This window comes from Pantoea sp. SOD02 (assembly GCF_024707505.1).
GTDB classification, from domain to species: Bacteria; Pseudomonadota; Gammaproteobacteria; order Enterobacterales; family Enterobacteriaceae; genus Pantoea; species Pantoea symbiotica.
Map to the genome: position 1 here is coordinate 1,612,071 of NZ_CP102604.1, position 14,588 is coordinate 1,626,658.

The 14,588-nt window shown below is 51.8% G+C and carries 16 protein-coding genes; 4 read left to right on the top strand and 12 right to left on the bottom strand.

Going from position 1 to position 14,588, the window contains the following annotated elements; genetic code table 11:
- Positions 1-7: 7 nt before the first annotated feature.
- The 3 genes from NR302_RS07465 to NR302_RS07475 all read left to right on the top strand — a co-directional run bounded on the left by NR302_RS07465 (position 8) and on the right by NR302_RS07475 (position 4,459).
- Positions 8-1,543, top strand: a complete 1,536-nt coding sequence (locus tag NR302_RS07465; protein ID WP_175501680.1) for a glucan biosynthesis protein G — start codon at positions 8-10, stop codon at positions 1,541-1,543.
- Positions 1,536-4,085, top strand: a complete 2,550-nt coding sequence (mdoH, locus tag NR302_RS07470; RefSeq protein ID WP_008103139.1) for a glucans biosynthesis glucosyltransferase MdoH — start codon at positions 1,536-1,538, stop codon at positions 4,083-4,085. Before NR302_RS07465 ends, mdoH begins: the two co-directional genes overlap by 8 nt.
- A gap of 134 nt (positions 4,086-4,219) precedes the next feature.
- On the top strand, positions 4,220-4,459 hold the full coding sequence (locus NR302_RS07475; protein WP_008103136.1) for a YceK/YidQ family lipoprotein: 240 nt from the start codon (positions 4,220-4,222) through the stop codon (positions 4,457-4,459).
- Positions 4,460-4,465: 6 nt separating this feature from the next.
- On the opposite strand, the gene NR302_RS07480 is transcribed toward NR302_RS07475, so the two are convergent.
- The 3 genes from NR302_RS07480 to NR302_RS07485 form a co-directional block, all read right to left on the bottom strand.
- Positions 4,466-4,861, bottom strand: coding sequence for a MysB family protein (locus NR302_RS07480; protein WP_008103134.1), 396 nt, complete (start codon positions 4,859-4,861; stop codon positions 4,466-4,468).
- A gap of 119 nt (positions 4,862-4,980) precedes the next feature.
- Positions 4,981-5,247 carry a hypothetical protein gene (locus NR302_RS23690; RefSeq protein ID WP_008103132.1) on the bottom strand — a complete coding sequence of 89 codons (267 nt, stop codon included), beginning with the start codon at positions 5,245-5,247 and terminating at the stop codon, positions 4,981-4,983.
- Positions 5,248-5,805: 558 nt separating this feature from the next.
- Positions 5,806-6,729, bottom strand: coding sequence for a Kdo(2)-lipid IV(A) acyltransferase (locus tag NR302_RS07485; RefSeq protein WP_008103130.1), 924 nt, complete (start codon positions 6,727-6,729; stop codon positions 5,806-5,808).
- Between the two features lie 267 nt (positions 6,730-6,996).
- On the opposite strand from NR302_RS07485, the gene NR302_RS07490 reads away from it, so the two are divergent.
- The gene (locus NR302_RS07490) at positions 6,997-8,052 is read left to right on the top strand and encodes a rhodanese-related sulfurtransferase (RefSeq protein WP_258144918.1); all 1,056 of its coding nucleotides are present in this window, start codon (positions 6,997-6,999) and stop codon (positions 8,050-8,052) included.
- A gap of 44 nt (positions 8,053-8,096) precedes the next feature.
- Here the strand turns inward: NR302_RS07490 and NR302_RS07495 are convergent, their stop codons facing one another.
- From NR302_RS07495 to grxB, 9 genes are all read right to left on the bottom strand, one after another.
- Positions 8,097-8,672, bottom strand: a complete 576-nt coding sequence (locus NR302_RS07495) for a YceI family protein (protein ID WP_008103126.1) — start codon at positions 8,670-8,672, stop codon at positions 8,097-8,099.
- Between the two features lies 1 nt (position 8,673).
- Positions 8,674-9,246, bottom strand: coding sequence for a cytochrome b (locus NR302_RS07500; protein WP_258144919.1), 573 nt, complete (start codon positions 9,244-9,246; stop codon positions 8,674-8,676).
- Between the two features lie 292 nt (positions 9,247-9,538).
- On the bottom strand, positions 9,539-10,654 hold the full coding sequence (gene solA / locus NR302_RS07505) for an N-methyl-L-tryptophan oxidase (protein WP_258144920.1): 1,116 nt from the start codon (positions 10,652-10,654) through the stop codon (positions 9,539-9,541).
- 106 nt (positions 10,655-10,760) lie between these two features.
- Positions 10,761-11,015, bottom strand: a complete 255-nt coding sequence (gene bssS / locus NR302_RS07510) for a biofilm formation regulator BssS (RefSeq protein WP_008103119.1) — start codon at positions 11,013-11,015, stop codon at positions 10,761-10,763.
- A gap of 278 nt (positions 11,016-11,293) precedes the next feature.
- Positions 11,294-11,563 carry a hypothetical protein gene (locus NR302_RS07515; protein WP_008103116.1) on the bottom strand — a complete coding sequence of 90 codons (270 nt, stop codon included), beginning with the start codon at positions 11,561-11,563 and terminating at the stop codon, positions 11,294-11,296.
- A gap of 143 nt (positions 11,564-11,706) precedes the next feature.
- A complete protein-coding gene (gene dinI, locus NR302_RS07520) occupies positions 11,707-11,952 on the bottom strand; it encodes a DNA damage-inducible protein I (RefSeq protein WP_007893661.1) in 246 nt (81 codons plus the stop codon).
- Between the two features lie 68 nt (positions 11,953-12,020).
- The gene (gene pyrC, locus NR302_RS07525; protein WP_154152737.1) at positions 12,021-13,067 is read right to left on the bottom strand and encodes a dihydroorotase; all 1,047 of its coding nucleotides are present in this window, start codon (positions 13,065-13,067) and stop codon (positions 12,021-12,023) included.
- A gap of 135 nt (positions 13,068-13,202) precedes the next feature.
- Positions 13,203-13,766, bottom strand: a complete 564-nt coding sequence (locus tag NR302_RS07530) for a lipoprotein (RefSeq protein ID WP_008103112.1) — start codon at positions 13,764-13,766, stop codon at positions 13,203-13,205.
- A gap of 111 nt (positions 13,767-13,877) precedes the next feature.
- The gene (gene grxB, locus NR302_RS07535) at positions 13,878-14,525 is read right to left on the bottom strand and encodes a glutaredoxin 2 (RefSeq protein ID WP_008103110.1); all 648 of its coding nucleotides are present in this window, start codon (positions 14,523-14,525) and stop codon (positions 13,878-13,880) included.
- Between the last annotated feature and the right edge of the window lie 63 nt (positions 14,526-14,588).

Below are 14,588 nucleotides of genomic sequence, written 5' to 3' on the forward strand. Positions count from 1 at the left end.
AGTGGGACTGGTAAAGATGCGCTGGGTAGGCGCGGCAGTTCTGCTGGCTATGTATGCCAACAATAGTTGGGCGTTTAACATTGATGATGTTGCAAAACAAGCCAAGGCGTTGGCAGGGAAAAGTTTCGAAGCGCCAAAAAGCAATTTACCCTCTCAGTTTCGTGAAATGAAGTTTGCTGACTATCAGCAGATCCAGTTTAACCACGACAAAGCTTATTGGGGCAAACTGCGCACGCCGTTTAAGCTTGAGTTCTATCATCAGGGCATGTATTTCGATACGCCGGTGAAAATTAACGAAGTGACGGCGTCTTCAGTACGTGAAATTAAATATAACCCTGACTACTTCAATTTCGGCAACGTAAAACACGATGCTGATTCAGTCAAAAACCTCGGCTTTGCTGGGTTTAAGGTGTTGTATCCTTTAAATAAAAAGGGCAAAGACGACGAGATCACCAGCTTCCTCGGTGCCAGCTATTTCCGTGTGATTGGCGAAGGCCAGGTGTACGGTCTTTCGGCGCGCGGTCTGGCGATTGACACTGCCTTGCCGTCCGGCGAAGAGTTCCCGCGCTTTAAAGAGTTCTGGATTGAACGTCCAAAACCGCAGGACAAACAGCTGGTGATTTATGCGCTGCTGGATTCACCACGTGCGTCCGGTGCCTATCGCTTCATCATCAAACCGGGCAAAGAATCGACGGTTGATGTGCAATCTAAAGTTTACCTGCGTGATAACGTCGGCAAACTGGGCGTTGCGCCGTTGACCAGTATGTTCCTGTTTGGTGCTAACCAGCCTTCGCCGGTGACTAACTTCCGTTCAGAGCTGCACGATTCGAATGGTCTTTCGATTCATGCTGGCAACGGTGAATGGATTTGGCGTCCGCTGAATAACCCGAAACATCTGGCGGTCAGCACCTTTACCGTTGAAAACCCGAAAGGCTTTGGCCTGCTGCAGCGCACGCGCGATTTCAGCCGCTTCCAGGATCTCGACGATCGCTACGATCTGCGCCCAAGTGGCTGGGTTGAGCCGCAGGGTGATTGGGGCAAAGGTCGCGTTGAGCTGGTAGAGATTCCAACCGCGGATGAAACCAACGACAACATCGTTGCGTTCTGGACGCCGGAAAAACTGCCTGAGCCAGGCAAAGAGATGAACTTCCAGTATCGTCTGCACTTCACCCGTGACGAGAATCAGCTGCACTCCGACGATATCGCCTGGGTGAAAGACACGCTGCGCTCTGCCGGTGATGTGAAGCAGTCGAATCTGGTACGTCAACCTGATGGTTCTATCGCCTTCACCGTGGATTTCGTTGGCAAAGCGATGAGCAAGCTGCCGGAAGATACGCAAGTGGCACCGCAGGTGAGCGTGGGTAATAACGCTGACGTGGTTGAGCAGAGTGTGCGCTACAACCCGGTGACCAAAGGCTGGCGTCTGGTGTTGCGTCTGCGTGTGAAAGATAACAAGCAGCCGACTGAGATGCGTGCGGCGCTGGTGAGCGGCGACAAGACATTGACGGAAACCTGGAGCTATCAGCTACCTGCCAATGAATAAATCGATATTTCTACCTCAATCTTACGTGGAGGCTCTGCCGCTTGATGCGGCAGGGCGCGCCCGTCTGAGCGATTCGCTACAGAATGCGCAGGCGTTCCACGCTATTCATACGTCGCTGGGGCAGGATAACGCCGCCAGCGAGCGCCCGGATGATGCGCCGCTGAAATCGGTGTCATCCCGTGTGCAAATGGCCTGGCCGGACTCACTTGCGGATGGTCAGCAGCTCAGCAAGGATTATCTCGACCGCACCACACTCAAGGCGATGCCGAAAGTGAAGCGTTCGCTGATGTTCCCGGAGATCTGGCGTACCAACCCGATTGCGCGCGCCTGGGATTCCCTGCGCGGCCAGAAATCCAATCCGCGTTATGCCACCGTTGAAGAGCAGAAAACCGAAGATAAGTGGCGCCACGTTGGCTCCATGCGTCGTTATGTGCTGCTGATTCTGACGATTCTGCAGACCGTGGTGGCAACCTGGTACATGAAAACCATTCTGCCGTATCAGGGCTGGACGCTGATCGATCCGATCGAGATGTTCAACCAGAACTGGCTGCAGTCGGTTGAGCTGATTCTGCCGTATATCCTGCAGACCGGGATTTTGTTCCTGTTCGCCATTCTGTTCTGCTGGGTTTCAGCCGGTTTCTGGACCGCGCTGATGGGCTTCCTGCAGTTGCTGATTGGTCGCGACAAATACAGCATTTCGTATTCGACCACCGGCGATGAACCGCTGAATCCGGAACATCGTACTGCGCTGATTATGCCGATCTGTAATGAAGACGTAGAACGTGTGTTTGCTGGCCTGCGTGCGACCTGGGAATCGGTCAAACGTACGGGCAACGCCGAGCACTTCGACGTCTACATTCTGAGCGACAGCTACGATGCGGATATCGCCATCGCCGAACAGAAAGCCTGGATGGAGCTGGTACGTGATGTCGGTGGCGCGGGCAAGATTTTCTATCGTCGCCGTCGTCGTCGTGTGAAGCGTAAAAGCGGCAACATCGATGACTTCTGCCGTCGCTGGGGCAGCAATTACAGCTACATGGTGGTGCTGGACGCCGACAGCGTAATGAGCGGTGAGTGTCTTACCGGCTTGGTGCGCATGATGGATGCTAACCCGAACGCCGGTATTATCCAGTCTTCGCCAAAAGCATCAGGCATGGATACGCTGTATGCCCGTTGCCAGCAGTTCGCCACGCGCGTGTACGGTCCGCTCTTCACCGCCGGTCTGCACTTCTGGCAGTTGGGTGAATCACACTATTGGGGCCATAACGCCATCATTCGTGTGCAGCCGTTTATCGAGCACTGTGCGCTTGCGCCGTTGCCGGGTGAAGGTTCCTTCGCCGGTTCGATCCTGTCGCATGACTTCGTTGAAGCCGCGCTGATGCGTCGTGCCGGTTGGGGCGTGTGGATCGCCTACGATCTGCCTGGCTCCTATGAAGAACTGCCGCCGAACCTGCTGGATGAGCTGAAGCGTGACCGTCGCTGGTGCCATGGTAACCTGATGAACTTCCGTCTGTTCCTGGTAAAAGGGATGCACCCGGTTCACCGTGCGGTGTTCCTGACGGGCGTAATGTCTTATCTCTCTGCTCCGTTGTGGTTCATGTTCCTTGCGCTGTCTACTGCCTTGCAGGTGGTGCACACGCTGATGGAACCGACCTACTTCCTACAACCACGCCAGCTGTTCCCGGTGTGGCCGCAGTGGCGTCCGGATCTGGCGATTGCCTTGTTCTCAACCACTTTGGTGCTGTTGTTCCTGCCGAAGCTATTGAGCGTGGTGCTGATTTGGTTCAAGGGAGCGAAACCTTACGGTGGCGCCATCCGCTTGTTCTTCTCGCTAATTCTGGAAATGCTGTTCTCGGTGCTGCTGGCGCCGGTACGCATGCTGTTCCACACCGTGTTCGTGGTCAGTGCATTCCTCGGCTGGGAAGTGGTGTGGAACTCGCCGCAGCGTGATGATGATGCGACGCCGTGGAGCGAAGCTTTCCGTCGTCATGGTTCACAGATGCTGTTGGGTATCGTGTGGGCAGGCGGAATGGGCTTCCTCGACCTGAACTTCCTGTGGTGGCTGTCGCCGATCGTCTTCTCGCTGATCCTGTCTCCGTTTGTGTCGGTGATGTCGAGCCGTGCAACGGTAGGGCAGAAGAGTAAGAACGCCAAACTGTTCCTGATCCCGGAAGAGTATGAGCCACCAAAAGAGCTGGTCGATACCGATCACTACCTGCAGATCAACCGTCAACGCGCGCTGAAAAATGGCTTTATGCATGCGCTGTTTAACCCGGCGTTTAACGCGCTGGCGACGGCGATGGCAACATCGCGTCATAAGCAGAGTGATTTGCTGGACCATGCGCGTGACCGTCGTGTCGATCAGGCGTTGAGTGATGCGCCAGAGAAACTGAACCGCGAGCAGCGTTTGCAGCTGATCAGCGATCCAGTGGTGCTGGCGCGTGTGCACTCACGCCTGTGGGAAAGCGCGGACAAATATCATCAGTGGGTGGAAAGCTATCAGAAGCTGAAGCTCAATCCAGAGGCGCTGCCACAGCGCTAAAGATGAGAAAGTGAAAAGCGGCAGAGATGCCGCTTTTTTTTCGCCCGGAATATGACGCAATCTTTACGCGTCAGGAGTAGGTATTTCACCTCACAGGCAGTTAAACTAACGCCAGTTCATTGTGAGTAAATGTTGTGAATTATTTCCTGAAAATAACCGCGCTTAGCGCCGCCATTCTTCTGCTCACTGGTTGTGGCAGTATCATCAGCCGCACCTTTCCTGGCCAAGGTCACGGCAATCAATACTATCCCGGCGTGCAGTGGGACGTTCGTGACGGACCGTGGCGTGTGCTGACCATTCTCGATTTGCCGCTATCGCTGGTCATGGACACGCTGTTACTGCCCGTGGATGCCAGTCACGGCCCGTACGAATAAGCGTTATTACAGATTGTCAGAAGGGCTGTTGTCGTCTTCCCACTCTTGCGCCGCAGCTTCACCCTCTTCAAGGTCACGCGGAGGTTCCAGCTGGAATTCGCCTTCATCCCATTCGTGCAGCGTATTTTCCGCCTGCCACTCCTGACGTAGTTCGACTTCATCAAAATCGCCGTCAAAAATGGCCTGCGCGGCTTCTCCGCTGGAGATCGGCAGGCATTCACCCTGGCCATCCTCTTCAGCGAAAAACTCGGCCTGCCACATAATGTCGCCATCCTGCATCACATACTTCTGCAGGGCAAACTGGCTGACGCTGGCATCTTCTTCAGCGATCTCAGGTTGGCTGGCAAGGAACTCTTCGCGAGCGGCTTCAATGGCTTCTTCAAGGGTGCTAAACAGGCTCATCATCAACTCCATGTCTGTAAAAAAGGGATTTCACAGAAGGATAGACGAAAAATCGTGAAGTGCAGGACGCAAAGGGAATATCGGTTGGGCGGTTGCATGAAATTCAACCGCCCAACCGGTCAGGCTATTTTCTGAGGAAAGTGTAATACCGGACGTACAGATTCATGAATAATTGGAGCAGAGTAACGAATACAACATTTAATACAGGGCTTAACCTTTTTGAAATTAATACGAGCGGTTGATAATGCCTGATTTAAGTTATACAGAGTGCCGATAAAAACCATATCCTCCTTTACGGGTAGCCGTTTGCACTCTTTTCGATGCAGAAGATGATAACCTTCCTGATCGGTACTGATCGTCACGTAGTAGTAGATGCCTTTATTCATTTTATGATTGTCCTGAGATATATTTGCTGTGTGTAATCTTTTTATATTTTTTAAAAGTGAACTTAATGTTCTAACTGACATCACGAAATTAACTGGATTCGAATTTGCCGACAAATTCCATAAGGATATAAAGACGCGGAATTTTTTCGCAAAAAGGAATATGGGTATTTTTATTAAGACAATACCTTGTTTAGTAAGTTAATTTTACTGCATTGATAAGCGAGGCCGAAGGGTTCAGTAAAATTAAATAGGAATAGCCCTGGATGTTGGGAAAAACAGGTCCGAAACGGCATATTTTGATTAGTAAATATTTCCGATCAAGCTGCGGCAGAATCAAATACTAGCGCAGTTTTTTGCCGGCGCATTGCCTTGAAAGATTAATTTCTTGCAAAGATATAGCTAAGAAAGAAGGATTTGATGGGTTAAGAGTGGTGCTAACTGAACAATTAGCCCAAGCTCAAGCTGGACCGATTAGCTGGTTAATAACCGGATAAAATCACGTAATAAGGTAAATTTCTGCTGAAGGGCGTGGGGCGCGCAATCATGCCCCACATCACATTAATAAACCGAAGGCTCACCTTGCGGACGGGTTTTAAAACGACGATGCAGCCACATATATTGCTCTGGAGCCAGTAACACCGTCTCTTCCACCACTTTATTCATCACTACAGCGGTCTCAAGTTCTGATTCCAGAGTAAATTTATCACGGATATCAGGCATCATTTTCAGCTCATAGCCGCGTGCGTTTGGCAGACGTCGCGCCAGGAATGGCACCACGCTGGGATTTGCCAGACGAATCAACATATGGGTACCGGTGGTTGTCGCCGCGTCCTGAACCGCAAAGAAAGGCGCAAATACGCTGCTGCGCGGGCCATAATCATGATCCGGTGCATACCAGATAATGTCGTTGTTCTTCATGGCGCGAATCATGCCTTTCAGATCTTTGCGGTCCAGCATGCTTTTATTGGAACGCATGCGGCCCCAGGTTTGCAGCCAGTCGATGAGCTTATTGTCGTTCGGACGATACACGCCAATGCCTGGGTTATGCATACCAAATACCCGCGCGCCCAATTCCAGAGTCAGAAAGTGCATACCAATTAATAATATGCCCCGCTTCTCTGCCAGCGCGTTAGCAACATGTTCCAGGCCGCTGGTGGTGACCCATTTACGGATGCGCCAGTCTGGCCAGAACCACGCCATGCCGGTTTCAATCAGTCCCATGCCCACCGATTCAAAGTTGTGCTTCACCATCGCGTCGCGTTCATTGGTTGGCATGGTGGGAAAGCACACTTCCAGATTGCGCTGCGCCACTTCAACACGACGTTTCATGAAACGCATGGCAATGCGACCCAGTCCACAGCCAATGGCATGCAACACCGGATAGGGCAACAGCACTAACAAGTAGAGAAAACCAATGCCGAGCCAGGTCAGCCAATAGCGTGGATAGAGGAGTTCACGGGTGAGTTTGGGAAGTTGAGTCATGGAAATGTCAGTATCCTGCGTCTTATGCCAGAGAGTCCGGTTTCTGTAATTTTTTGTCATTATGCCATTTTTTCATTCTGGCTGAAATCAAGCATAGACCGTGGACGGCTATCTGGCAGCAGGTATGCGCACGAAAACGCAATTGTGTCGCAGAAATGCGCCTGTAATTGCACTCGTCAGGCTTATCACACCAAAATTTTTGTATCCGGCAGAATTCGGGTATCATACGCGCGCTAAATTTCTCTGATTGCTAACAGGACGAACACCATGCCAGTGTTACATAACCTTGTTTCCAATAAAGAGCTGAAGGAACGTATGTTGGCGGAAACCGAACCACGTACCACAGTCTCTTTTTATAAATACTTCCAGATTGCCGATCCTAAAGCCTTCCGTGATGCCCTTTACGTTGAGTTAACCAAACTCAAGGTGTTTGGTCGCGTCTATGTCGCGCATGAAGGTATCAACGCGCAAATCAGCGTGCCAGCCAGCCGCTACGAAAAAATGAAGGCAGCCTTGTATGCCTTTGATGCAGCGCTGAATAACCTGCGCATGAACATTGCGCTGGATGATGACGGTAAATCTTTTTGGGTGCTGCGCCTGAAAGTGCGTGAGCGCATTGTGGCGGATGGGATTGAAGACAATAGCTTCGATGCCAGCGATGTGGGCGCTTACCTGAAAGCCGCTGACGTTAACGCGATGCTCGACGATCCGGATGCGCTGTTCGTGGATATGCGTAACCACTACGAATATGAAGTGGGGCGTTTCGATAATGCCATGGAAGTGCCGGCCGATACCTTCCGCGATCAGCTGCCGATGGCTGTTGATATGCTGCAGGATAAGAAAGATAAAAAGATTGTCATGTACTGCACTGGCGGCATTCGGTGTGAAAAGGCCAGCGCCTGGATGAAGCACAACGGCTTCAATGATGTTTATCACATTGAAGGTGGGATTATTGAATACACCCGTCGCGCGCGCGAGCAGGGCTTACCGGTGCGTTTCAAAGGCAAAAACTTTGTCTTTGATGAACGCATGGGCGAACGCATTTCCGACGATATTCTTTCCAGCTGTCATCAGTGCGGCACGCCTTGCGATAGCCACACCAACTGCATCAATGATGGCTGTCACTTGTTGTTCATTCAGTGCCCAAGCTGTGCTGAAAAGTACAACAACTGCTGCAGCCCAATCTGCATGGAAGAGTCAACGTTGTCGCCAGAAGAGCAGCGCGCACGCCGTGCGGGCCGTGAAAATGGCAACAAGGTGTTTAACAAATCACGCGGTTTGCTGAACATGACGATGGCGATTCCCGCGCCAGATAAAAAATAAGCGCAAAACAGCCTGAAGTCAGCGGACTTCAGGCTGCATTTGGTTTACTTACGCACGCCTTCCACCGAAATAATCAGTTCAGCTTTCTGCGATGCCGGGCCAAGATCTTTGCTGATGTTGAACTCTTTCAGCACGATTTCACCGCTGGCTTCAAATCCTGCACGATAGCCGCCCCACGGATCTTTGCCTTCTCCCATCAATTTTGCATCCAGCGTCACGGGCTTGGTCACGCCATTCAGCGTCAGGTCGCCAGTGATTTTGTAATCCTTGCCGTCTTTCTTCACAGCGGTAGAAGCAAAGGTCGCCTGCGGGAACTTACCGGTGTTGAGGAAATCCGCGCTGCGCAGGTGTTTATCACGCTCAGCATGGTTGGTATCGAGGCTGTTAGTGTTGATGGTCACGTTGACTTTATCTGCTGCAGGATTGGCTTCATCAAACGTGAAGCTGCCGTCAAAATCTTTAAAGGTGCCGTACAACCAGCTGTAGCCCAGGTGCTGAATGCGGAACTGAACAAACGCGTGCTGGCCTTCCTTATCAAACTTATAGTCAGCTGCGCTGGCCGTCAGGCTGGCGCTCAATAAGCCGGCCGCGGCTACGGCCAATAATGTCTTCTTTAGCATGTTACTTTTCCTTTTCAGAGGTTAACGGGATGCGGTAACCCAACATCCTTTTCAGTGTCACATCACGGTCGATTAAATGGTGTTTCAGGGCTGCCAGCGCGTGCAGTGCAGAGAACAGCACTAAACCCCACGCTAGCCAAAGATGAATGTCACCCGCCACATCCGCTTGCTGCGCGGCACCGCTGAATAGAGCGGGAACCTCAAACCAGCCAAATACTGAGATCGGTTTGCCATCGGCGGTGGAGATGAGATAACCGGTGAACAGCAGCACAATTAGCAAGCCGTATAACATCCAGTGCGCGGCAGTGGCACCGCGCCGAACGGCGGGGGAATAGCTCGACAACGGTTTGGGTGGCGGTGAAATAATTCGCCAGCCGAGGCGCAGCAGCAGCGCAGCGAACAGCAGGATGCCGATGCCTTTATGAATTTCGGGCGCGTCATGATACCAGCCGTCGTAATAACCCAATCCGACCATCCACAAACCCAGCGCAAACATACCGTAAATAGCCAGCGCCATAAGCCAATGCAATAAAATGGAGACAGCGCCGAAATGCTGTGTGGAATTACGCCACATATGAAGTTCCAGGAATGAAATAAGTGGCAATGAGCATCTACATTTTGCAATGAAAGATCAATTAACCTTACTTTTCTATAAAGTCGAAAATCATCTTCGGAATAAATGAGGATTTAATTAAAACTCAGTCAGGATAATTGAAGGGATGACTTAAAACATGAGGGCTATTGCGGGGTATTGCATATTGACTACACCAAATGCGGCATATCGCTGCATTGAATGTTTATTTAGGTAATTAAATGTCAACTTGCGTCAATCTTGCCGGCGCGGAATGAGCGCCGGCATCTGCGCATCAGTTAAATCGCGCGAGTGAGAAGGGCTTAATATCGAAAGAGAATGGTTTGTTCTGGGCAAATTCACTGGCAAGTTCACCCAACACGCTGGCGAATTTGAAACCATGCCCGCTTAAACCGGTGATGATCAGGCGATTTGGCTCACCGGGCAGCGTATCGATTATGAAATCTTCATCCGGCGTATTGTCGTAGCTGCAGGCTTCGCCATGCAAACAGACGCCCACGCCCGGCAGGAATTTACGCAGGAAGTTAAAGGACTCGTTACCATCCACCGCGATGCTGCCAAAAGGTTTGCGGTCTGCCGGCGTTTGCATTAATTGGCCGCCATCGTGACGTCCCACTTTCAGCGCATTGTTATCCGCTGGGAAGCCATAGAAGTGGCTGCCATCGCTCATCTCTACGGTAAAGCCGGGGAATTTGTTGTTCTCGCTGTAGCGACCATCTGCCTGATACCAGGCAAAAACTTTACGCACCGGCGCAACCGGCAGATCAGCGACCAACTGGCTAACCCATGTTCCGGCGCTGACCAGCAATTTACGCGCGCGGAAAATGCCATCGCTGGTGGTGACCTGCTGCAGATCGCCATCGCGACCAATTTCTGTCACCGGACAGTTAAACAGCTGCGCGCAGCCGGCTTGTTCCGCCAGCTGCACCCAGCTGCGCACCGCCTGCTCGCATTTGAGGAAACCGGAGTTAGGTTCGAACACGCCAATATAGCCATCTGGCACCGTGAACTGCGGCCAGCGCGCGCGCACTTCATCGGCTTGCAGGATTTTCACATCCAGCTGCCATGCTTTCGCGCTATCGATGACATTTTGAATAAAGGAGGAGGTAATAGGCGCTAAGTTGAGGATGCCGCTACGATGCATGATGCGCTCGCCGCTCTGGCGTTCCAGTTCATCCCACAGCGTCTGCGCGCGCAGCACCAGCGGCACGTAGCGTTCACCTTCGCCATAAGCATGCCGAATCAGGCGGGTTTCGCCATGATGCGTGCCCTGGCTGTGCGGGGGATGGGCGCTATCAATCATCAGTACCGATAAGCCAGCCTGCGTGGCGTAAAACCCGGCTGCTGCGCCTACCGAACCGCTTCCCACCACAATCAGATCATAAACCATAACGACATCACTCCAGCAAAACGGCGAAATTTTTCAATAGCATATCAAAAGAGAGCGCCCATGAAAAAGGCACCCTGTTGGGTGCCCTTTCACGCGATAGTAGAAATTAATGCTTTTGATTGTCGCGTAGGTACTGCTCGGTAGACTCTATTTTTGCAATGCCAGCTTCGAGTAGAGAGATGAACTGTCTGGCTACATCGGTGGTCAGCCAGTAGGTCGGGCCCACGTCAGCTTCTTCTTCTTTCTGCCCCTGCGAGGAGAGCGAGTGCAGGCGAATCATCATGGCGTCATAACTGTCTACGGTGCTGATGTCCCATCCTACCAACGGATGAGTCTGGATGACGTCTTTATTTCTGTCCATTATAACCTCCGTATTACTCGTTAAACGAAGTGCTTCTTGAGGTTCAATGCGGCTGTATCGTGCACTAGCGAAACAATTATAACATGAAATAGCGGGTACAATAGTTAAAAGGTATGACGAACCTAATCTGAGTGAAAATAAATGCGCTTCACATTGACGTTATGGCGAATAATAAAATGCCCGAAACGTCAGGCATTTTATTGGAAATATTACTGGCAGTAGTTACGAAATTATCGGCTTTTATAAGAGAAAACTTTAGGCCGAAAAAAGAGAATCTTTTAGGCGTGTGGCTCGCTCGGCAGCAGGCCGTGACGCTTCTGAATCTCTTCCGCCAGCCGGGTAAAATGCTGCTGTAACTGCTCGTCATGGTTCTGGTTTTGCGCTTCCAGCGTCAGGTTGTGGACCAGCAACTGATTGGCGCGATCGTCGAGACAGAAGGTCAAGGTGGCAAACGCATTTTCTAATACGGTTAAGCGGCGCTGTTGCTCAGCAATAAATGCCAGCAACTCTCCGAAGGTCATCGCCTCTTCTGGTTTTTCAGTAGTCATGTAAAACACCTCCTGTAAGCATGACGAGGCAAGAATAGGGGATCGTTTAACATGAGTCTAGATGCAGGAAGTTTTTCTGGCGAGAGGGAAATAAAAACAAAAAAGCCGGGTGGCGAAACCCGGCAAAAACGGCACAGTGGCTGTTAATCGTTATTAAACCAGTCGTCAGCGCTTTCCCAGGTTTCTTGTAACAGTTCGCTGATGCGTTCGCGTGACTCTTTGCAGCCACCAAACACGCTAAGTTGGTTGCCGCCGGCATAACGCACTTTGACGTGATGATCGTCGTCAGGGAAATCCTGCGTAATGCGACGAACCAGTTCGATGCTGAGTGCATCAAGTGCACCTGCAGGAAGGGGCGAAGTTTTTGCTACGGTAATTTCAACGCGCATAGAAGCCTCCGGAATAATATACTGTTTATTTGTACAGTATAATTATCCCGAAGGCAAGCAGCAGAAAATTATTCTTTGATGCGCCAGTTCAGCGTTTCACCGGCAAGGAAAGGCACCAGCGTGTCATCCGCCAGGGCAATGCTCTCTTCAACCTGCCAGGATTCACGCACCAACGTCAAAGTGCCTTCATTCAGCGGCAAACCATAGAAGTTCGCGCCATTTTCCGAGCAGAAGGCTTCGAAATGCTCCAGCGCATTCAGCTCCTCAAACACCGTGGCGTAAGCAGGCAATGAGGTCGGCGCATTGAACACACCGGCGCAGCCGCAACTGGCTTCTTTCAGGTGACGCAGATGTGGCGCGGTATCGGTCCCGAGGAATACGCGACGATTACCGCTGGCGACCAGTTTACGCAGCGCTTCCTGATGAATATTGCGCTTCAGAATCGGCAAGCAGTAGAGATGCGGACGCACGCCGCCAACCAGCATGTGGTTACGGTTGAACATCAGGTGTTGTGGCGTAATGGTGGCGCCCAGCAGTTCGTTACCGGCAGCCAGATATTCTGCTGCTTCTTTGGTGGTGATATGTTCCATCACCACTTTCAGCGCCGGGAACTGTTTGCGCAGCGGTTCCAGCACGGTTTCAATAAAGCGCGCTTCGCGATCAAAAATATCGATATGAGAATCAGTCACTTCACCGTGTACCAGCATCGGCATGCCAATCTGCTGCATGCGATCCAGCACCTTCGCAATCGCGGCGATATTGGTGACGCCGTGGCTGGAGTTGGTGGTGGCGTGCGCAGGGTAGAGCTTGGCAGCAGTAAAAGTGCCGTCACGGAAGCCACGTTCGATCTCATCGGGATCGAGTGAATCGGTGAGATAGCAGGTCATCAGCGGAGTAAAAGCATGCTCAGCAGGCAACGCAGCCATGATGCGCTCGCGGTAAGCCACGGCAGCGGCCACGCTAATAACCGGTGGAACTAGGTTAGGCATGACAATCGCACGACCATTTACTGCGCTGGTATAAGGCAGTACGGCGTTGAGCATCGCGCCATCGCGCAGATGGATATGCCAGTCGTCAGGGCGGCGGATGGTGATTTGCTGAGGTTGGGCTGTCATTCAAAAAGACTCCGGCTGAGAAGAAAACGAGAGGCACGTTTAGGCCGGGGAGTAATCATAAGGATGTGGGCAACCGTTTGCACGGGATTTTATTGTGACAAACAAAAACCGCACCCGAAGGTGCGGCTGCGCGGATTAATCAGTAAACGGAATCACCAATTGTCCCGGTTTCACTTCTATCCCTTTAGCGAGTTTCTTCGCCAGCGCTTCGCCTTTGCTGCGGTCTGCGCTCAGCACGTAGGCGGGTTTCTCATTGAAGTAGCGCTTCAGCGACTCATTGAGATAAGGCGTAAGGGTTTTCATGATCGACGCCATTTTTTCCGGCTGCACCTGCGCATCGACAATCTCCATATCATGCAGATAAATCGCGCCTTCCTGTGCGTTGTAAACCGGCTGCGCCTTCATCTTCAGTAGCATTTCGGCCTGTTGCGGGCCAAACAGCGAGCTGACATTGATATTGGCTTTACCCGAGAGGGTGATTTTGCCGGGTTCTTCACGGCCAATTTGGCTGTTGAGATCGCTCAGCACAATGTGCGCATTCACCAGCCCGGAAACACCGATGTCTTTTTCGAAGTTATTGCGCTTTTGCAGCGCCTGATTCACTTCCTGTTCGCTGATGGTGTATTGCGTCAATTGGTTACAGCCGCTGAGTAGCACGGCAAAAAGCAGGGCGACAAGCCCGGTAAACGCCTTTTTCATATAGTCCTCATCCTGATCGAAACGGCAAAACAGCGATAGCCTGCCTGAATCAGCGGCACCTGTCACCAGGAGAGAGATGAGAAGCGCCGGAGCGCCTCTCGTGGATGAGGATTATGCGGCGATGGAGGAGAGCAGATTGACCTGAGTTTGTTTCGCCATATTATCGCGATAATCGGCAACGCGACTCGGCCACTCAATGCCGTTGACCAGCGTTAAGGAACGCAGCAGTGGAAACAGATGAATGTCATCTTCTGAGAGTTCGCCATTGACCGCATTGGGTTTGACGATCAGCTTATCGAGCTGGCGCAAATCGTCGCTGATGTTTTTGATTAAGCCCGGCGCGTGTTTCCGCAACTCGCTGAAATCGCCGACGCTGGCCTGCTTCTTCTCGCTAAAGTAACTGCGCGCTTCCGGCGTAGCGAATTCGGCAAAGGAGGCATCGGCAATGCGCGGTAGCAGCAGCTTATTCACGTAGCCATTTACATGGCGCAGCCAGTCGCTAATCGCCGGATTGCTTTTGCCATTGAGCAGCGGCTCGTGATCGTATTTATCCACCAGCCGCACAATATCCATACTTTCCGGTACCGCGCTGCCATCGGCCTTTTGCAGAATCGGCGCCATTTTCTGGCCGATCAGTTTTTTCGGTGTTTGCTCGTCGTCATTCAGCATAACGATGAGTTCTAACGGCAGATTTTTTAAGCCGAAAATCATGCGTGCTTTGACGCAGAAAGGGCAGTGATCGTAGATGTAGAGTTTCATCCCGTTTCTCCTGTGGTTCTAAGGGTGACGGAGGTCACCCTTTTTTCGGACGTGCGGGAAGTA